Annotated in this window: 13 protein-coding genes; 9 read left to right on the top strand and 4 right to left on the bottom strand. The window is 58.3% G+C overall.

Translation table 11 applies throughout. From position 1 onward, the window contains the following. Positions 1–77: 77 nt before the first annotated feature. The gene (locus U9R25_13150) at positions 78–1,265 is read right to left on the bottom strand and encodes an ArsA family ATPase (protein ID MEA3336854.1); all 1,188 of its coding nucleotides are present in this window, start codon (positions 1,263–1,265) and stop codon (positions 78–80) included. A gap of 263 nt (positions 1,266–1,528) precedes the next feature. On the opposite strand from U9R25_13150, the gene U9R25_13155 reads away from it, so the two are divergent. Both U9R25_13155 and rimO read left to right on the top strand, forming a co-directional pair. Beyond that, a complete protein-coding gene (locus tag U9R25_13155; protein MEA3336855.1) occupies positions 1,529–2,539 on the top strand; it encodes a DUF4115 domain-containing protein in 1,011 nt (336 codons plus the stop codon). Between the two features lie 137 nt (positions 2,540–2,676). Further along, positions 2,677–4,137, top strand: coding sequence for a 30S ribosomal protein S12 methylthiotransferase RimO (gene rimO, locus U9R25_13160; protein ID MEA3336856.1), 1,461 nt, complete (start codon positions 2,677–2,679; stop codon positions 4,135–4,137). Positions 4,138–4,168: 31 nt separating this feature from the next. On the opposite strand, the gene U9R25_13165 is transcribed toward rimO, so the two are convergent. Then, a complete protein-coding gene (locus U9R25_13165) occupies positions 4,169–5,020 on the bottom strand; it encodes a MerR family transcriptional regulator (GenBank protein MEA3336857.1) in 852 nt (283 codons plus the stop codon). A gap of 7 nt (positions 5,021–5,027) precedes the next feature. Further along, positions 5,028–5,411, bottom strand: coding sequence for a DUF1232 domain-containing protein (locus tag U9R25_13170; protein ID MEA3336858.1), 384 nt, complete (start codon positions 5,409–5,411; stop codon positions 5,028–5,030). Between the two features lie 183 nt (positions 5,412–5,594). Between U9R25_13170 and U9R25_13175 the strand changes: the two genes are divergently transcribed. The 7 genes from U9R25_13175 to U9R25_13205 all read left to right on the top strand — a co-directional run bounded on the left by U9R25_13175 (position 5,595) and on the right by U9R25_13205 (position 14,300). Continuing rightward, the gene (locus U9R25_13175; protein MEA3336859.1) at positions 5,595–7,193 is read left to right on the top strand and encodes a hypothetical protein; all 1,599 of its coding nucleotides are present in this window, start codon (positions 5,595–5,597) and stop codon (positions 7,191–7,193) included. A 66-nt stretch (positions 7,194–7,259) separates the two neighbouring features. After that, positions 7,260–8,234 carry a CPBP family intramembrane glutamic endopeptidase gene (locus U9R25_13180; protein MEA3336860.1) on the top strand — a complete coding sequence of 325 codons (975 nt, stop codon included), beginning with the start codon at positions 7,260–7,262 and terminating at the stop codon, positions 8,232–8,234. Between the two features lie 3 nt (positions 8,235–8,237). Next, positions 8,238–9,608: a ribonuclease H-like domain-containing protein gene (locus U9R25_13185; protein MEA3336861.1), complete on the top strand. Its 1,371-nt coding sequence runs from the start codon at positions 8,238–8,240 to the stop codon at positions 9,606–9,608. Positions 9,609–9,722: 114 nt separating this feature from the next. Next, the gene (locus U9R25_13190) at positions 9,723–10,124 is read left to right on the top strand and encodes an SCP2 sterol-binding domain-containing protein (protein MEA3336862.1); all 402 of its coding nucleotides are present in this window, start codon (positions 9,723–9,725) and stop codon (positions 10,122–10,124) included. Between the two features lie 7 nt (positions 10,125–10,131). Then, entirely contained in the window at positions 10,132–11,295 is a 1,164-nt protein-coding gene (locus U9R25_13195) for an iron-containing alcohol dehydrogenase (GenBank protein ID MEA3336863.1), read from the top strand. A gap of 72 nt (positions 11,296–11,367) precedes the next feature. Beyond that, complete coding sequence (locus U9R25_13200) at positions 11,368–13,260, top strand: aldehyde ferredoxin oxidoreductase family protein (GenBank protein MEA3336864.1); 1,893 nt, start codon at positions 11,368–11,370, stop codon at positions 13,258–13,260. A 383-nt stretch (positions 13,261–13,643) separates the two neighbouring features. Then, positions 13,644–14,300, top strand: coding sequence for a DedA family protein (locus U9R25_13205; protein ID MEA3336865.1), 657 nt, complete (start codon positions 13,644–13,646; stop codon positions 14,298–14,300). A 27-nt stretch (positions 14,301–14,327) separates the two neighbouring features. Here the strand turns inward: U9R25_13205 and U9R25_13210 are convergent, their stop codons facing one another. Beyond that, the gene (locus U9R25_13210) at positions 14,328–14,849 is read right to left on the bottom strand and encodes a histidine phosphatase family protein (protein MEA3336866.1); all 522 of its coding nucleotides are present in this window, start codon (positions 14,847–14,849) and stop codon (positions 14,328–14,330) included. Positions 14,850–15,141: the final 292 nt, after the last annotated feature.

The following is a 15,141-nucleotide window of genomic DNA, read 5'->3' on the forward strand; positions in this document are numbered from 1 at the left end:
AAAGCCTGGCAGGAGAGGGAATGTGTTGCGAAAACGGGCTCAGGCTGGCGTCGCCCGGTTGAACCATGATGTCATGCTCAGACATCGGCCACACCATCAGAATCTCCGAAAAAGACGACCAGGGATTTCCCTTCGTAGCGGGCACCCTTTACCGGCAGTCCCGCCAACACGCGCGGCAGCGCAATGTTGCGTTTCCAGTTTGCGATGTGAACGATCAACTCATCATGCATGGAACGGGTGAGTTTGATGTCCGACTTCTCGACAAAGGGCAGGGAGAGTTGTAGCTCGTAGATCCCATCAACCTTGCGCACCTCCTGGGAAACCCCGCTGAAAAACACCTCGGTGGGATCGACGTTGTTATAGAGCGCGGCGCCCATGTAGCGTAGCATGTCCACGCCCACTACCTCTTCGTCGAACCAAGGCACGTCGAAGATGGGCAGCGGCGTGAAGGCCTCCTCCACATACTGGTGGTACTTGGCCTGAATTTCTTTCCACCGGGAAAAATAGCCATTGCTGACCGTGTCAGGGATCATCCGATTGCACACGACCATATCGGTGGGATAGCCGTACAAACTGAGGTAAGTCAAGGCCCGTTGGGCCTCCTTGACGACCATCTTTTCTGGATTCAAGACCAGCCGCATGGAGGCAACATCGGGGTCGCTCAGCAACTCGCTCATGCCGCCTAACTGACGGATAAGCTCTTCCACGCTATCAAACAACTGCTCTTCGGGCAATGGAAAATCGGCCATGTGTTTTAACATGGGCCCGGCAACCTTCATTACGGCCCGCTCGAAGGGTAAGATCTTATCCAGATACCAGCGCGCCATATCGGGAAAGGCCAATAGCTGGAGCGTGGCGCCGGTTGGTGCGCAGTCCACCACGATAAGGTCGTACCTCCCCTCTTGAGCCAGATTGTTGATCTGCATCAGGCTCGCCAGCTCCTCCATACCAGGCAGCACGCTGGTTTCCTCGGCAATCAGATCGTCCATGCCGCGCCACATAAAGAGTGCCGATAGATACTCCTGCACCTGCCCCCAGTGTTTTTCCATCTGGTGCAACAGGTCGATCTCTTGACCCCACAGCTTCGGGGCCAGCTGGGTTGGCTCATTGCCGATCCGCATGTCAAAGGAATCGGCCAGGCTGTGGGCAATATCTGTACTCAGAACCACCGTCCGATAGCCCATGTCGGCCGCCCGCAGTGCAGTTGCTGCGGAGACGCTGGTCTTGCCAACGCCTCCCTTGCCGGTAAACATCAATACGCGCATATCGATCCCTTTCCCTGTCAAATCCTGCGCAAAGTGCACAGAGTATAGCACGGCGCAGAACGAAAAACTCCCGGAGTATGACGCCGAATTGGAATTATACCATCGGCTACAGAGCCCGCAAATCTGCAATTGCATCCCACTCCCAATTTTAGGGTAGGTTTGACAAACCTACCGCTCGCGGGTATAGTATTTGCCATGTCACAACTTAACACGACCCCCCCCCTCCTGTCGTGGATTTGTCGCGTACGGAGGATCGCATCCCAATGAACGAGCTCGGTTCATGGCTTCGCGAGACCCGTGAAGCTCAGAATTTCTCTCTCGCCGAGGTAGAGGATCGCACTCGTATCCGGCAAAAGTTCCTGGCGGCCATGGAAGCCGAGGAGTGGAGTCTGCTCCCTGGCGACGTCACGACCCGGGGGTTTTTGCGAAAATATGCCGCATTCCTGGGCATGGATCCCGACGAGGTTATCGAGCTTTACCAGCAACGAGGGTTGCCGCCTGACGAGGTTGCAGTCCTCTCCGAGCCCCTCGAGGAACGTCCATTAGACTATCGCCCCATCGAGATGGAACTGGCCGAACAGGACAGAGAACCTCTGCCGTGGCGCTGGATCGGATTGGCAGCCCTGGCAGCACTCATGGCAATCGGGGCCCTCTACGTTCTGACCTTCCAGCGGAACTGGATACCAAACGTAGCTGCCACGTTGCCCGATGGTTCCTCTGGTACCGGGATTGTGATCACGGAGGAAGAGACAGCCGAAGCTACGGCGACGCGTATCGTACTCCGGGTTACGGCGACGCCTACCGACACACCGACTGACGCACCCAAGACAACGCCAACGGACGTACCCAAGGCGACGCCGGCGCCGGAGACAGGCAACGCAGTCACCACGGGCAACAATCCGACGGCAGAGCCTGAAGAAACCGTTGCCGGGGAAACACCGACGCCCCCTGGTGAGGCGATCGAATTGTCTGGAGATGGCCTGACCCTGGCGGTTGAGGCAACGCAGCGCTCCTGGATACGGGTAATTACAGACGGCACGATTCGCTATGAAGGCATCCTGGAAAAGGGTGACCAGAACTCGTGGCAAGGACAGGAGACTATTGTCCTGCGGACCGGAAACGCTGCAGGCTTAATGGCGACCCTGAATGAACGACTATTGGACCGGTTGGGCGGTCGCGGCGAAGTTGTACAGATGCAATGGAGTATCGACGGCAAACAAATCGCCGAAACAACGCCGACTCCGACCGCCACGCAGCCTGCTGAGACAGGTTAGCCCGGCAATTAGGAAACCTCGCCGGGAGCTTGACGGGCTGCGCCAATGTGGCTGAGCAGCCGCTCGTCTGCTAATGGCTATCATGGCGCGGAGAGGTGCTATCCAAAAGCCCTTTCCGCCCATTTTTTTTGTGATCCATGACAAAAAAGAGTAAACCGAAACCGCAATCGACCTATTATCTTTTGACCCTGGGCTGTCCCAAGAACACGGTTGACAGTGAGGCAATGGCCATGCTGCTGCAGCGCGATGGCTACGACGCCACTGCTGATCCATCAGCCGCAGATGTTTTGATCGTCAACACCTGCGGCTTCCTGGAGATAGCCAAAGAGGAGTCCATTGCGACTCTTCAGGAACTCGCCAACGGCAAGAGTCGCCGGCAGAAATTGATCGCCGCCGGTTGTCTGGCCCAACGCAACGGCGAGGAGATCGTGGCCCGGGTGCCCGAGGTTGACGCACTGTTGGGCACCCGTCGCTGGATGGAAATCGTGCCGCTGGCGGAAATACTGCGCCGTGAGCGCCACGGCCAGCGTTACGCGCTGTTGGGTGACCCCGAGCAGAAGCCCGATGGGTCTGTCCTTCGCCCCTCAGTGCCCACAGGCAGTGCCTATCTCAAGATCAGCGACGGGTGCAACGCGCCCTGCGCGTTCTGTTCCATTCCTTCCATCAAGGGAAAGCTACGCAGCCGGCCCTTGCCTGCCATCATCGACGAAGCCGCAGCGCTGGTGGCCGGTGGCGCTCAAGAACTGGTCGTCGTTGCCCAGGACAGCACCGATTACGGCCGCGATTTCGGTGAGCCAGACTCGATCCCCCGACTTCTCTCAGCCATCTGCCACCGCCTGCCGGAGTTGCGGTGGCTGCGGCTGATGTACGCTTATCCGGGCCACGTCAGTGATCGCCTCATCGAGGTTATGGCTTCTGAGGAACAGATTGTCCACTATCTCGATATCCCACTCCAGCATGGACATCCCGACACATTGCGTCGCATGCACCGGCCCAGCAACATCCAGTGGGTGTACAATACGGTTGAACAGTTGCGGACTGCCATGCCTGATATCGCGCTGAGAAGCACCTTCATCGTCGGTTTCCCCGGCGAAACAGAACAGGAATTTGCCGGGCTGCTTGATTTCATCCAAGCCATTCAGTTTGACAAGGTTGGAGCCTTTCCCTTCAGCACAGAACCGGGCACGCCCGCGGCCGATCACCCCAATCAGATAGCTGAATCGGTCAAAGAAGATCGCTGGAATCAAATCATGGCGCTGCAACAATCGATTTCCCTGGCACGGAACCAGGCACAGATCGGCAGAACGCTGGACCTGCTTGTTGAGGGGCTGGGAGAGATTGACGCTGTCAATGGCGAAGGCAGTGACGGCCTGATGCTGAGCAACGGCGCGATCGTCAACCTCGCTCGCTCCTATCGGGAGGCACCTGAGGTCGATGGGCTGGTGTTGGTTCCGGGAGAGGCGCTGCCACCGGGCCAGATGTTAACCGCTCGTATTGAAGGAGCCATGGCTTACGATCTGATCGCCGAACCTGTGCTGGACGCGCAAGCAGCCAGTGTATCGTTCACACCGGCTGCTGATCTGACGCTGTTTCAATAGGTCTGGCGGTTGTATGAAGCTCTTCCTCCCGCTAGCCACCGATCAGCCGGGACCAGAAACTACGTTTCTCTCCAGGCTGCTGGTAGGGTGATTGCTGGCCATACCCGGTCGATTGCTCATAGGGCGACGACTGGGACGGCGGAGTCTGAGGGGACTGTACCGCCGTCGGAGCTTGACGGGCCATCAAATTGGCAACGGCATCTTCCAGGACCCTGACGCGGGTTTCCATACGTTCCCGATAATCTGCGTGGTGCCGGCGAACTTCCGCCAGGTCACGCTCCAGGCTTAACATGCGCTCCCGCACACTGGTATTCTCGTCCTTAAGATTCAGATTATCCTGAATCATCACACCCAACATGTCCCGGCTGGCCAGCTGGCTATTCAAAATGATCTGCTGCGTATCATGAATCGATGAGACCGCATCGCGCAGGAATTGGGCTGCCGGCACCATGGGCTCACTGGGCAACAGGGGACCGCCATCGTCATCTGATGTTATCGCCGGCCCTTCGCCGTTCGCCGATGGCGCCTCCGATACCGACGGTGTGGACTCTTCGTCCAGCTCATCCGGCTCTGTTTCGACAGAATCGAACCCGGCTTCCGCTGGAGACACCGGGCCCTCAGCCAGGCGCTCAGCCACCTGCTCGTAGGTCCAGCCCTGGTTCAGATAGGCCTTGACCTGGCGTAGAATCGCGACATCTTCGCCGGTGTAACGACGATGGCTGCGCTCATCCTGGCCAGCATTGCCCAGGTGAAGATAGTCTTCAAAACGCCGTGACCAGCGACGAAGGGTGGCCGCGCTGACGCCAAGCATTCCCGCAACCTGGGAAGGGCGATAGAGCTCGGTCGGTGAAGGCCCAGATTCAGTGGTGTTGGCAGCAGGCATAGGCAATCTAATCCTCGTCTACGACACGGAAGTCGGCGTCCACGAAATCATCCTGGTTCGACCCGGCACTGCCGGTCGATCCTGTTGACTGATAACTGTCGGCGGAGGGTTCAGCACCCGCAGTTTTTTTGGAGCCCGAGCGGTATTCGTCGACAACCGCCTGCGGGGCCATGTTGATCAAGAGTCGGGTCAAAAGTATCAGTACGGCAACATCGTCGAGCTGGCCGAGCACCGGAATCACGTCGGGTACTAAATCGATCGGGAATAGAAAGTAACCGATTCCCAGAATCGGCACCAGCGCCTTTAGCATGGTCGAAACGCGTGGGTCCAGCATCAAACGCCAGCTAAGCTGGAAGCCTTCCAACAACTCTTCGATTACATTTGTTTTCATTAGTCTGATCTCCGTTGAGCGATGAAATATCCGCTTCTTGATAAAGCTCCCGGGACACACCGGTGACGGTTTGCCTCACCTCTCTGTCCGTTGTGAGCGATTCCATTATTGTGGCCCAGCCATGAACGGTTTTCATCGCGTGAGCGTATTATACAATCCCATGATCGATTCCGCAAACCGCTCATGGCAAACCGTAACGCATTCGATACCAGCCAGGGATCGTCACCAATGTACTCTTTGAGCCAGAGCCTGAACAACCATTCCCTCTCCCTGTTGCGCGCTATCGCCGAGCTCAACGGCCTGACGCTGCGCAGCAACAAGGTCCGAACTGCCGTGGCGCAGATTGAAAAAGCCCTGCTGAACGGCGATCACCTGGCGATCCTTCTCGCGTCGTGCCCGGTTTCGGCGATAGCTGCCCTCGCATCCCTTCAAAGTTCAGAGGGACGGTCGCCCTCTGCTCCGTTTGAGCGCGAGTTCGGAAGAATCCGAACCTTTGGCCCTGGCAGGCTCGAGCGGGAGAAACCTTATCGAGAACCACTGAGTGCTGCGGAGGAACTCTGGTACCGGGGGCTTATCCACCGCGCATTCGCGCAGGGGCCGAATGGCATGGTAGAGTTCCTTTACGTGCCCGACGACCTGCTGGCTCTGCTGCCGTCGCCACGATCGATAGACATGCAGTTTAACCTCGCGGCTTCCCTTGCGCCTCGGACACCTATCCCCGCCACCAATGCGCTTCTGCAGGATGCCTGCACACTTCTCTGCCTGGTCAACCAGGGCGATGTGCGCCTGACCCGGACCAATGATCCACTGGCATGGCGTGCCACTAGTCTATACGATCTAAACCGCCAGATGTTGCAGCCTCTGGACGAGCCCGCTCAGGCAATCGACCCTGAAGCTCCCGGCTCACCCCTGGCGCTCTTATTGTCCCTGGCGGCCCACCTCGATTGGCTCAAACCTGACGGTTACCGGCTCGCCTTGACTGGTCCAACCGTTGCATCCTGGCTGGAAGCGGACCGCGCTATGCAACGTCGGATCCTGATGGGCGCCTGGAACCGCGCGACAACCTGGAACGACCTTTGTCGAGCCCCTGCTTTGTGTTGCGAGCAGACCGGCAGTTGGTCCAACGACCCGGTCGCGACACGTAACCGCCTGCGCAACCTGCTGGCGTTGCTGGACTCCTCCGAATGGTACGGTATCGATGATTTTGTCGCTGCAGTGAAAGCCCACCAGCCCGATTTTCAGCGTCCCGCCGGCAACTATGACACGTGGTATGTTCGGCAACGGAATGCCCAGACCTTTCTGCGTGGTTTCGAGAATTGGCAGGCGGTCGAGGGAGAACTGCTTCGTTTCATCGTTTCCGGTCCTCTCCATTGGCTTGGAATCACCGATTTGGCAGCAACAGATTCCCAACCTGCACCACCAGCCTTCTTCCATTTCACTCGGGATGGCGCGAGTTGGATCGTGGATGACCGGCCACCGTCGGAGCCGGAGAGCAACGGCAGGATAACCGTAGAACCTGATTTTTCCCTGAGCGTTTCTGGTGACAGTCCTCTCAAAGATCGTTTTCAGGTATCAAGATTCACGGTCTGGGAGGCGGCCCCCGAACGGAGTGAGCCCTCTCCTGTGTTCCGCTATCGTATCACGCAGACGGCCCTTCGCGACGCGGCAGCGCGGGGAATCACCGCCGATCGGGTCCTGTCGTTTCTCCAGAGTCGAACATCCGACGATCTGCCTGCCAACGTCGTTGCAGCCCTGAAACGCTGGCACGAGAAGGAATCGTAGGCTATAATGGGCCATTGTCTCCCGGACCCTGCGTTCCCAACTCGTTCTGAAAGGGACTGACATCTTATGGAAACTGGCGCAACCTTGCTGCCTTTTGTCATTCTGGCCATCATCATGGTCCTTGCCAACCTGGAGACCTACAACCAGGCATTTCGCTGGATCACATACATCGCAATCATCCTGCTAAACCTGTCTCTTCTGCTTTTCGGCCTTCTGGGCATAGCCGCACCATCGTTGTCGGTGCCGGGCATGAACGAGACGACGTTAGCCGCCTTCGTAGTATTTGCACGAGCAATGGGTATCGCCAGCGTCGTTGCGTTTTTCCCTCTGCTGAGGCCAGTCCGAAGTCTCCTTGCCCGCTTCATACCCATTGATCCCGATTCCACCGTTCACACGACGGCTCTGGTTTTCGCTGTTTACCTGTTGGGCATGGGCCTGGGACAGATCCCTTTGATGAGTGATCCAGCGGCCCTGGAAGGATTCGGTCCCATCGGCGTCACCACAGCCTTGATTTGGGCACAAGCCGTTGGGATGATCCTGTTGACCTTCGCCGGGATTGGGACCCTTATCCGCCGCGACTGGCGCGAGAGCATGGAGCGTCTGGCAATCAAGCCCGTTGACCTCCGCCAATTGGGCATCGCAATGGGGGCAATCCTGCTGCTGCTTGCTGTCCAGTTCGCACTGAGTTACGGCTGGCAGGCCATTGATCCCGAGGGTTTCCAGCAGATCGAGGATGCAGGCAACCTGCTTCTGGGTGATGTCAACGGCCTGTTCGGTGCGATTACCATCGGTCTGGCTGCCGCCCTGGGTGAGGAGTTGATCTTCCGAGGTGCCCTTCAACCAAAGTTTGGTCTGATCCTGACGGCTATCCTGTTCACTGTACTCCACAGCCAGTACGGCATCTCGCCCGCAACAGTGTTGATCCTGGCCATTGCACTGCTGCTCGGCGTCATGCGCACCCGCACCAACTTGACCGTCTGCATCCTGATCCACTTCGGCTACAACTTTCTGGGCGTCATGCTGAGTTCACTGGGTCCCTGACCTATGTCCCATGAACCTGAGGGCTCCCGGCCGACAGATGATCAGGCTGGCGAGCGATTACGCCGTCTCCGCCGCCTGGGTGTTCGACGCGGCCGCCAGGGCCTGGCAACCTCCCGGCCATCCGAAAAGCCGCGGGAGAAGAACGGCGATCCTTCAGCAGCAATCGAATCCCCCGCTATCCGTTCCTTGAAAGAACTGGCAGGAGCACAGGAGGTCTTCACTCCCCACGGGCCCTGTCTGGTAGCTGAAACCGGCTACGATCTTGGCGAAGTGCGAGGAGGTTTACCCCTCGTCACGGCCCTGACAATAAGCGGTGCAGCGGCTGCCGGCTGCGCACGGAATCCCGCTCTGGCCGATTTCGATTTCCACCACGCAGGCTTCATCGATACTGAAACGACCGGACTTTCCGGGGGCGCCGGCACCTACATCTTCATGATAGGAATTGGCATGTTCGAGCCTGCCACCGATCGCTATATCGTTCGCCAGGTCTTCATGAGACATCCGGGCGAGGAACCGGCCCTCTTGCACGTTACGACTTCCATCCTGGCGCGTTGCCACGGGCTGGTGAGCTTCAACGGACGCGCCTTCGATGTGCCCCTTCTCAATTCTCGCTATGCAATGCACCACCAGCCGTCGCCCCTGGAGGAAATGCCACACCTGGACTTGCTCCCCCCATCCCGGCAACGCTGGCGTTTTCGATTGGCCTCTTGCGCTCTGGGCGCGTTGGAACAGGGAATCCTGGATTTTCAGCGCAATGACGTTGATGTGCCAGGTTGGTTGATACCATCCCTCTACCAGGAATACGCCCGCTCTGGCAATCCAACGGAGATGGTTCGGGTGTTTTACCATAACCGGGAGGATATTGTCAGCATGGTGCCTCTGGCAGCCATGCTCTGTGCCCCGTTCGAAGGTGATGGCGATGGCATGATCGAGTCCCCGCACCATCCCGCCGATTGTGCCAGCCTGGGCCGAAGTTTCGAGGAACTGGGATGGCTGACTGCCGGTGAACGCGCTTATCGCAAAGCTCTCGACGGAGCCCTGTCACCTGAGATTCGTTCCACTGTGCTCAACCGCTTGGGATGGATGTTGAAACGCCAGGAACGCAGAGACGAGGCCGTCGCCATCTGGAACGGATGGATAACCAGCGTTCCAGGTCCCGACCCAACCCCTCACATCGAACTCGCAAAACACCATGAATGGCACGGCAACGATCTGGCAGCCGCCCGGAAATGGACGCTATGGGGACTGCACACGGCTAAAGAGTTGCCACCCGGTTCCCAGCGCGAGCAGCTACTCTCCGATCTGCAACACAGGCTGGACCGCCTGGATCGCAAGCTATCCGGCACTCTGCCAACTGAACACAAATCATCCTGATCGACGTTCAACGCCAACCTCATATTCTTTGCTAGCCCGTGCAAATCATGGTATATTGGCGGCGCCAAGACGCGATGCGTCATGAACGTTATCCCAACACCAGGAGTATTCCCTATGACCCTGAAATTTATGTCGGACGAGTGGGCCAAAGGCCTGATGGAAGCCGTCAATGAAAGCGAAGCCTATCGGGCAGCAGCAGCCGACTGGGAAGGTGATTTTTTTTTCACCTCCGACATGGGCGGCGCTGAAACTGCCACCATCTACATTGACCTCTGGCATGGCAAGTGCCGGGAGGCCTTCGCCGTCGACGATCAAGGCGAAAAATCGCCCGATTTCCTGGTCAGCGGCAAGGTTTCTGCCTGGGAGAAGGTAATTGGTAAACAGGTCGATCCAATTCAGGCTCTCATGACACGCCAACTCAAGTTGAAGGGCAACATGTCGAAGATCCTGCGGTCGGTCAAGGCGACTCAGGAATTGGTCAACTGCGCCACTCAAGTACCGACCGATTTTTCGTAGCAGAACCATGTGGTTTTTCAACAGCCCCAAAGTCGTGTTTGGGCAAGATGCCCTTGAACATCTCGAGGAACTTGAGGGACAGCGGGCCTTTTTTGTGACCGATCCCAACATCGCCCGCCTTGGTTTCATCGAAAAAGTTCAACAATACCTTGCCCGTGCTAACATCGAAAGTGAGGTCTTTTCCGATGTCGAGCCAGAGCCCTCGGTAAAGACCATTCGCCGCTGCGCCCTGCAAATGTCCGATTACCAACCCGACTGGATCATCGGGCTGGGCGGCGGATCGTGCATGGATGCCGCCAAGGCAGCCTGGCTGCTTTATGAGAGACCCGATGCCGACCTGGAAACAATCAACCCCATCGAGACCTACGGCCTGCGGCAGAAAGCGCGCCTGCTCGCCATCCCTACCACCTCGGGCACCGGTTCAGAGGCAACCTGGTTCACCATATTGACCGACCACAGCCTTGGCATGAAACTGTCCCTGGGGACCCAGGAAGTGCTGCCCGATCTGGCCATCGTCGACCCGAGCCTGGTCATGGGTTTGCCAGCCAGTATCACAGCAGACACAGGTATCGATGTCCTGGCCCACGCCATCGAGGGATATACGGCCACGATGCGCAACGACTTCAGCGATGGCCTGTGCCTGAAGGCGGCGCAACTGGTGTTTCGATACCTGCCCTGGGCTTATGCCGACGGCTCAGATGCCGAGGCAAGAGAGCGTATGCACAACGCAGCCACAATCGCGGGACTCGGTTTTGGCAATGCCATGGCCGGGCTGGCTCACGCCATGGGGCATTCGCTGGGCGCTGTCTTCCATGTTCCGCATGGGCGCGCTGTGGGACTGTTCCTGCCCTACGTCATCGAGTTCACGGTCAGCAACGGGGAGACCCGCTATGCCGATATCGCCCGCTTTCTCGATCTGCCGGCAGCCGATGAGGCACAAGGTGCCGCGAGCCTGGTGGCCGCCATTCGCAAGCTACAGGCAGCTATCGACTTTGCCCCCACACTGAAGGAACTGGGAATCGGCCGAGCCGACTTTCAACAGGCCTTGCCCAAATTGATTCAAAACGCTGAAGCTGACAACCAACTTTTTTTCAACGCTCGCTACGCCGACAACCAGGACCTCGAGCGACTCTTCCAATACGCCTTCGACGGCCGTCGTATTGATTTCTAACAGTTTCATTTTGCCATTATTCGTATCCCGACACGCTGACACTCTGACACGCTGACACTCCGGCACTCCGGCATGATTCCTGGCTATCTTGGAACACTTCTGCGAGTAGACCTGTCCGACGGTTCGGTCTGGGATGAACCCCTGAATCGAGACTATGCGCGCCAGTTCCTGGGCGGCAGCGGACTCGGCGCTCGTTACCTGGCTGACAGTATCGACAAGGATACCGATCCCCTGGGACCTGACAATCCATTGATCTTCATGACGGGCCCTCTGGTCGGCACCCAGGTTCCAGCCGCCGGGCGCTATAGTGTCGTCGCCCGTTCCCCGGCCACAGGCTTGACAGGTGAAGCCAACGGGGGTGGCATGTGGGGACCCGCCCTGCGACGCGCCGGCTACGATGGCATCATCATCACCGGTCAGGCCGAAAAGCCGGTCACCCTGACAATCGTCGACGGTGTCGCCGGGCTGAGCGATGCCAGCGACCTCTGGGGTCTCAATAGCTACGATACCCAGGATCGCATCAAGGCCCAGTTTCCCGAGAGACCACGCATCCACGTTGCCTGCATCGGCCCGGCCGGAGAGCGGCTGGTCAAGTATGCCGCCGTGATGAATGACCACGGCCGGGCAGCGGCGCGCACGGGAATGGGCACCGTCATGGGAAGCAAAAGGCTGAAAGCGATTGCCTGTGGTGGCAGTGGCCGCATCCCCCTGGCTGATCCTATCGCCTTCAAAAAATACCTGCGAGCTGCCATGCGTTTCGTCAACGAAGACGTCATGGCCGATGGCCTGCGGATAGCAGGCACCATGATGGGAGCCGATCTCGGTTTCATGTATGGTGATGTGCCCATTCGTTATTTCACCGATGACACCGATGCAAGGATCGAGGATTCCATCAGTGTCGGCCCGCTGATAGACGACATGCTTGACCGGGCCGTCGCTTGTTATCGATGCCCGATTGCCTGCGGACGAGAGGTCCACCTGAATGACTACGAGGTAGAACGCAGTGTCGTCGCCGGCAGCCAGGTGCCCAGGATCGACGGGCCTGAGTATGAGACGGCCGTCGGTTTCAGTGCATTGATCGGCTCCGACGATCTGGAGGGCGCCGCCTACGCCGGACATCTCTGTAACCTGTACGGTTTGGACACCATCTCCACCTCCCACACCATCGGCTTTCTCTATTACCTCTTCAACCAGGGACTGGTCAACGCCAGCGATGTCGACAGCCTCGACCTGTCATGGGGCGAGGCAAGTCCTGCCATCCAACTGGTCGAAAAGATTGCGCATCGGGAGGGAATCGGGGACCTGTTAGCTGAGGGCACCGACGCGGTAGCCCATCACTTCGCTGTTCCCGATCTGGCGGTAACTGTCAAGGGGCTGGAAGTGCCCTACCACGACCCGCGGGCCTTCTCCGGGCAGGCATTGGTCTACGCCACCGCCAGCCGGGGCGCCGATCACATGGCTGGAGACTACTACGAGGTTTTACGGGGCCGTGTCGTGCCCGAGCTTGGCATCAACCTGCTGGATCGCCACGCACAGGACCGGGAGGTCGCCGAATTGGCGGTACGAGTCATGGACTTCCGCAGCTTCACAAACTCGGCGATTCTCTGCCATCTCGAAGACATATCAGCGGAAAACCTGGTGGGATTGCTTCAGGCGATCACCGGAGAACCTGTCGACTATGCGGGAATCATGCTGGTGGGAGAACGCATCAGCACCTTCAAGCGGCTTCTCAACTTCCGCTTGGGCGCCACCCGGGCCGACGACCGGTTGCCCAAACTGCTTAGGAGATCGCTGGCCGATGGTGGTGGCACGGAGGGATTCGCGCCCGACGTCGATCTGTTGCTGGACCTCTATTATCAGCTAAGGCAGTGGGATCCGGAAAGCGCAAGGCCGCTGGCATCAAAGCTGGAAACGCTGGAACTAAGTGATTGGGATATGGAGCTTCGGGCTGCATCAAGCCAATAACACCAGGTCGTGAAAACGAATCCTTTCCCCAACTGTAACTACTCAGGTGCGACGCACTTGGCCCACATTATCAAGCCGACCTGAATTTTTTGGGCGATAATGACACCTCTGGAGCCATATGAGCAAGTGCGTTGCACCTTATGCCTGAGTAGTTGCCCCCCAACTTTTTGCTCACCAGCAACACAGTGCTATAATCAGGCACCTAACGCATTGCGGCAGCGGGAAAAACAAAGGCCGATAGAAGCAACGAGGGATGACCGATCTCCCAGCCTTCTGCCGGTCCTTATTCTGTCACCATTGCTGCAAAAAAAAGGATCGGCCTGCTGATCAGCCGGTGCGGGTTCGGAACCCGGGCTGTCAAATCTACAAAGGAAGTTTCAGACGTGGAAGAGCTGCTGGCTCAATACATTGTGCCATTCCTGGAAAATCTGTTCGCTGCCATCGGTTGGCCCGGCGTGGTCGCCATTATGGCGCTGGAAAGCGCCAATATTCCGATCCCCAGCGAGATCACCATGCCGCTGGCCGGATGGCTTCTGGTTCCCGATGGCACCGAATGGTACGAAGCCTTTATCATCGGTGGCTTTTTTGGAGGCCTGGGCTGTCTGATCGGATCGACGATTTCCTACGGCCTGGGCTACTGGGGCGGCCGGCCATTGGTTGAACGGTACGGGAAATACATCCTGGTCAGCAAAAAGGATATCGAAAACTTCGACCGCTGGTTCAGCCGCTGGGGCCAATTGGGCAACTTCGCGGCGCGTCTCATGCCCATCGTGCGCACGTTCATATCCTTCCCGGCTGGTGTCTTCCGCGTGAAATTCGTTCCATTTGCCATCCTCACCTTCCTGGGTTCATTCATCTGGTGCGGCGCACTTGCTCTGGTCGGTTGGGCATGGGGTGATCATTGGGAAGAGATCCTGCATGTCATGGGTCCCTTCAAATACCCCATCATGATCGCTCTGGTGGTCGGCGTGGTCTACTATATCTGGCATCACCTGCGCCGGGGTGTCGATCATGAGCCTCAGGCAGTAAGCACCGAATAGGTTCATGTTCCGGCATTGGGCCGTTTATTATGTTGTGGCTTTCCAGAGAAGTTTGGGGGAAACCAACCACTGCAGTTGACCACAGTCGACCTGGCAATCTGCCCACCTTTCCACAGTGAGGTAAATGTGAGCCGCGGCAGCCGTCGGCATGCGCACACCGAGAGCCAGACCGTAACCATCGGCACCCACCAGGCAGCCTGCCAGTTCCTCGAATCCCGGGTTGTGCCCGACCAGCAGAACATGCCCGGCCTCATTGGCAAGGCCTCGAACTACCTGCATCAATGCGCCACTGCTGGCAGCATAGATGGACTCCTGCCACTCGATGGTCCCTTCATAGCCGGCAGCCTCGGCAAACAGTTCAGCCGTCTGCCGGGCACGCGTCGCCGGCGAACTGACCAACAGGTCGGGCACCAGATCAACGTCGGCGAAAAACTGCCCCATCATCGGAACGTCCCGCCGGCCCCGCTCCTTGAGAGGCCGGTCATAGTCGGTGTCGAAGGACGCAGCCCAGTCCGATTTGCCATGCCGCAAGAGAGATAACTTTTTCACCGACCCTCTCCTTCCTCTTTAGTCACTGATGTTACGCAGTTGGGGTGATACCTTGCCGACCGTCGGAAGACCGCCGCGTCTCCGCATCTCCGCGTCCCCGCGTCTCCGCGTCCCCGTGTCTCCCCATCTCCGCGTCCCCGTGTCTCCCCATCTCCCCATCTCCGCATCTCCGCGTCCCCGTGTCTCCGCATCTCCGCGTCCCCGTGTCTCCGTGTCTCCGCGTCTCCGCCGTCCGTCGCCTGCGGTCTTCTGTAGGCTCATCCTTAGCCTATCCCCCCGCCCGCAGAGTCAA

Source organism: Chloroflexota bacterium (genome assembly GCA_034717495.1).
In the GTDB taxonomy this organism is placed as follows: domain Bacteria; phylum Chloroflexota; class Anaerolineae; order JAAEKA01; family JAAEKA01; genus JAYELL01.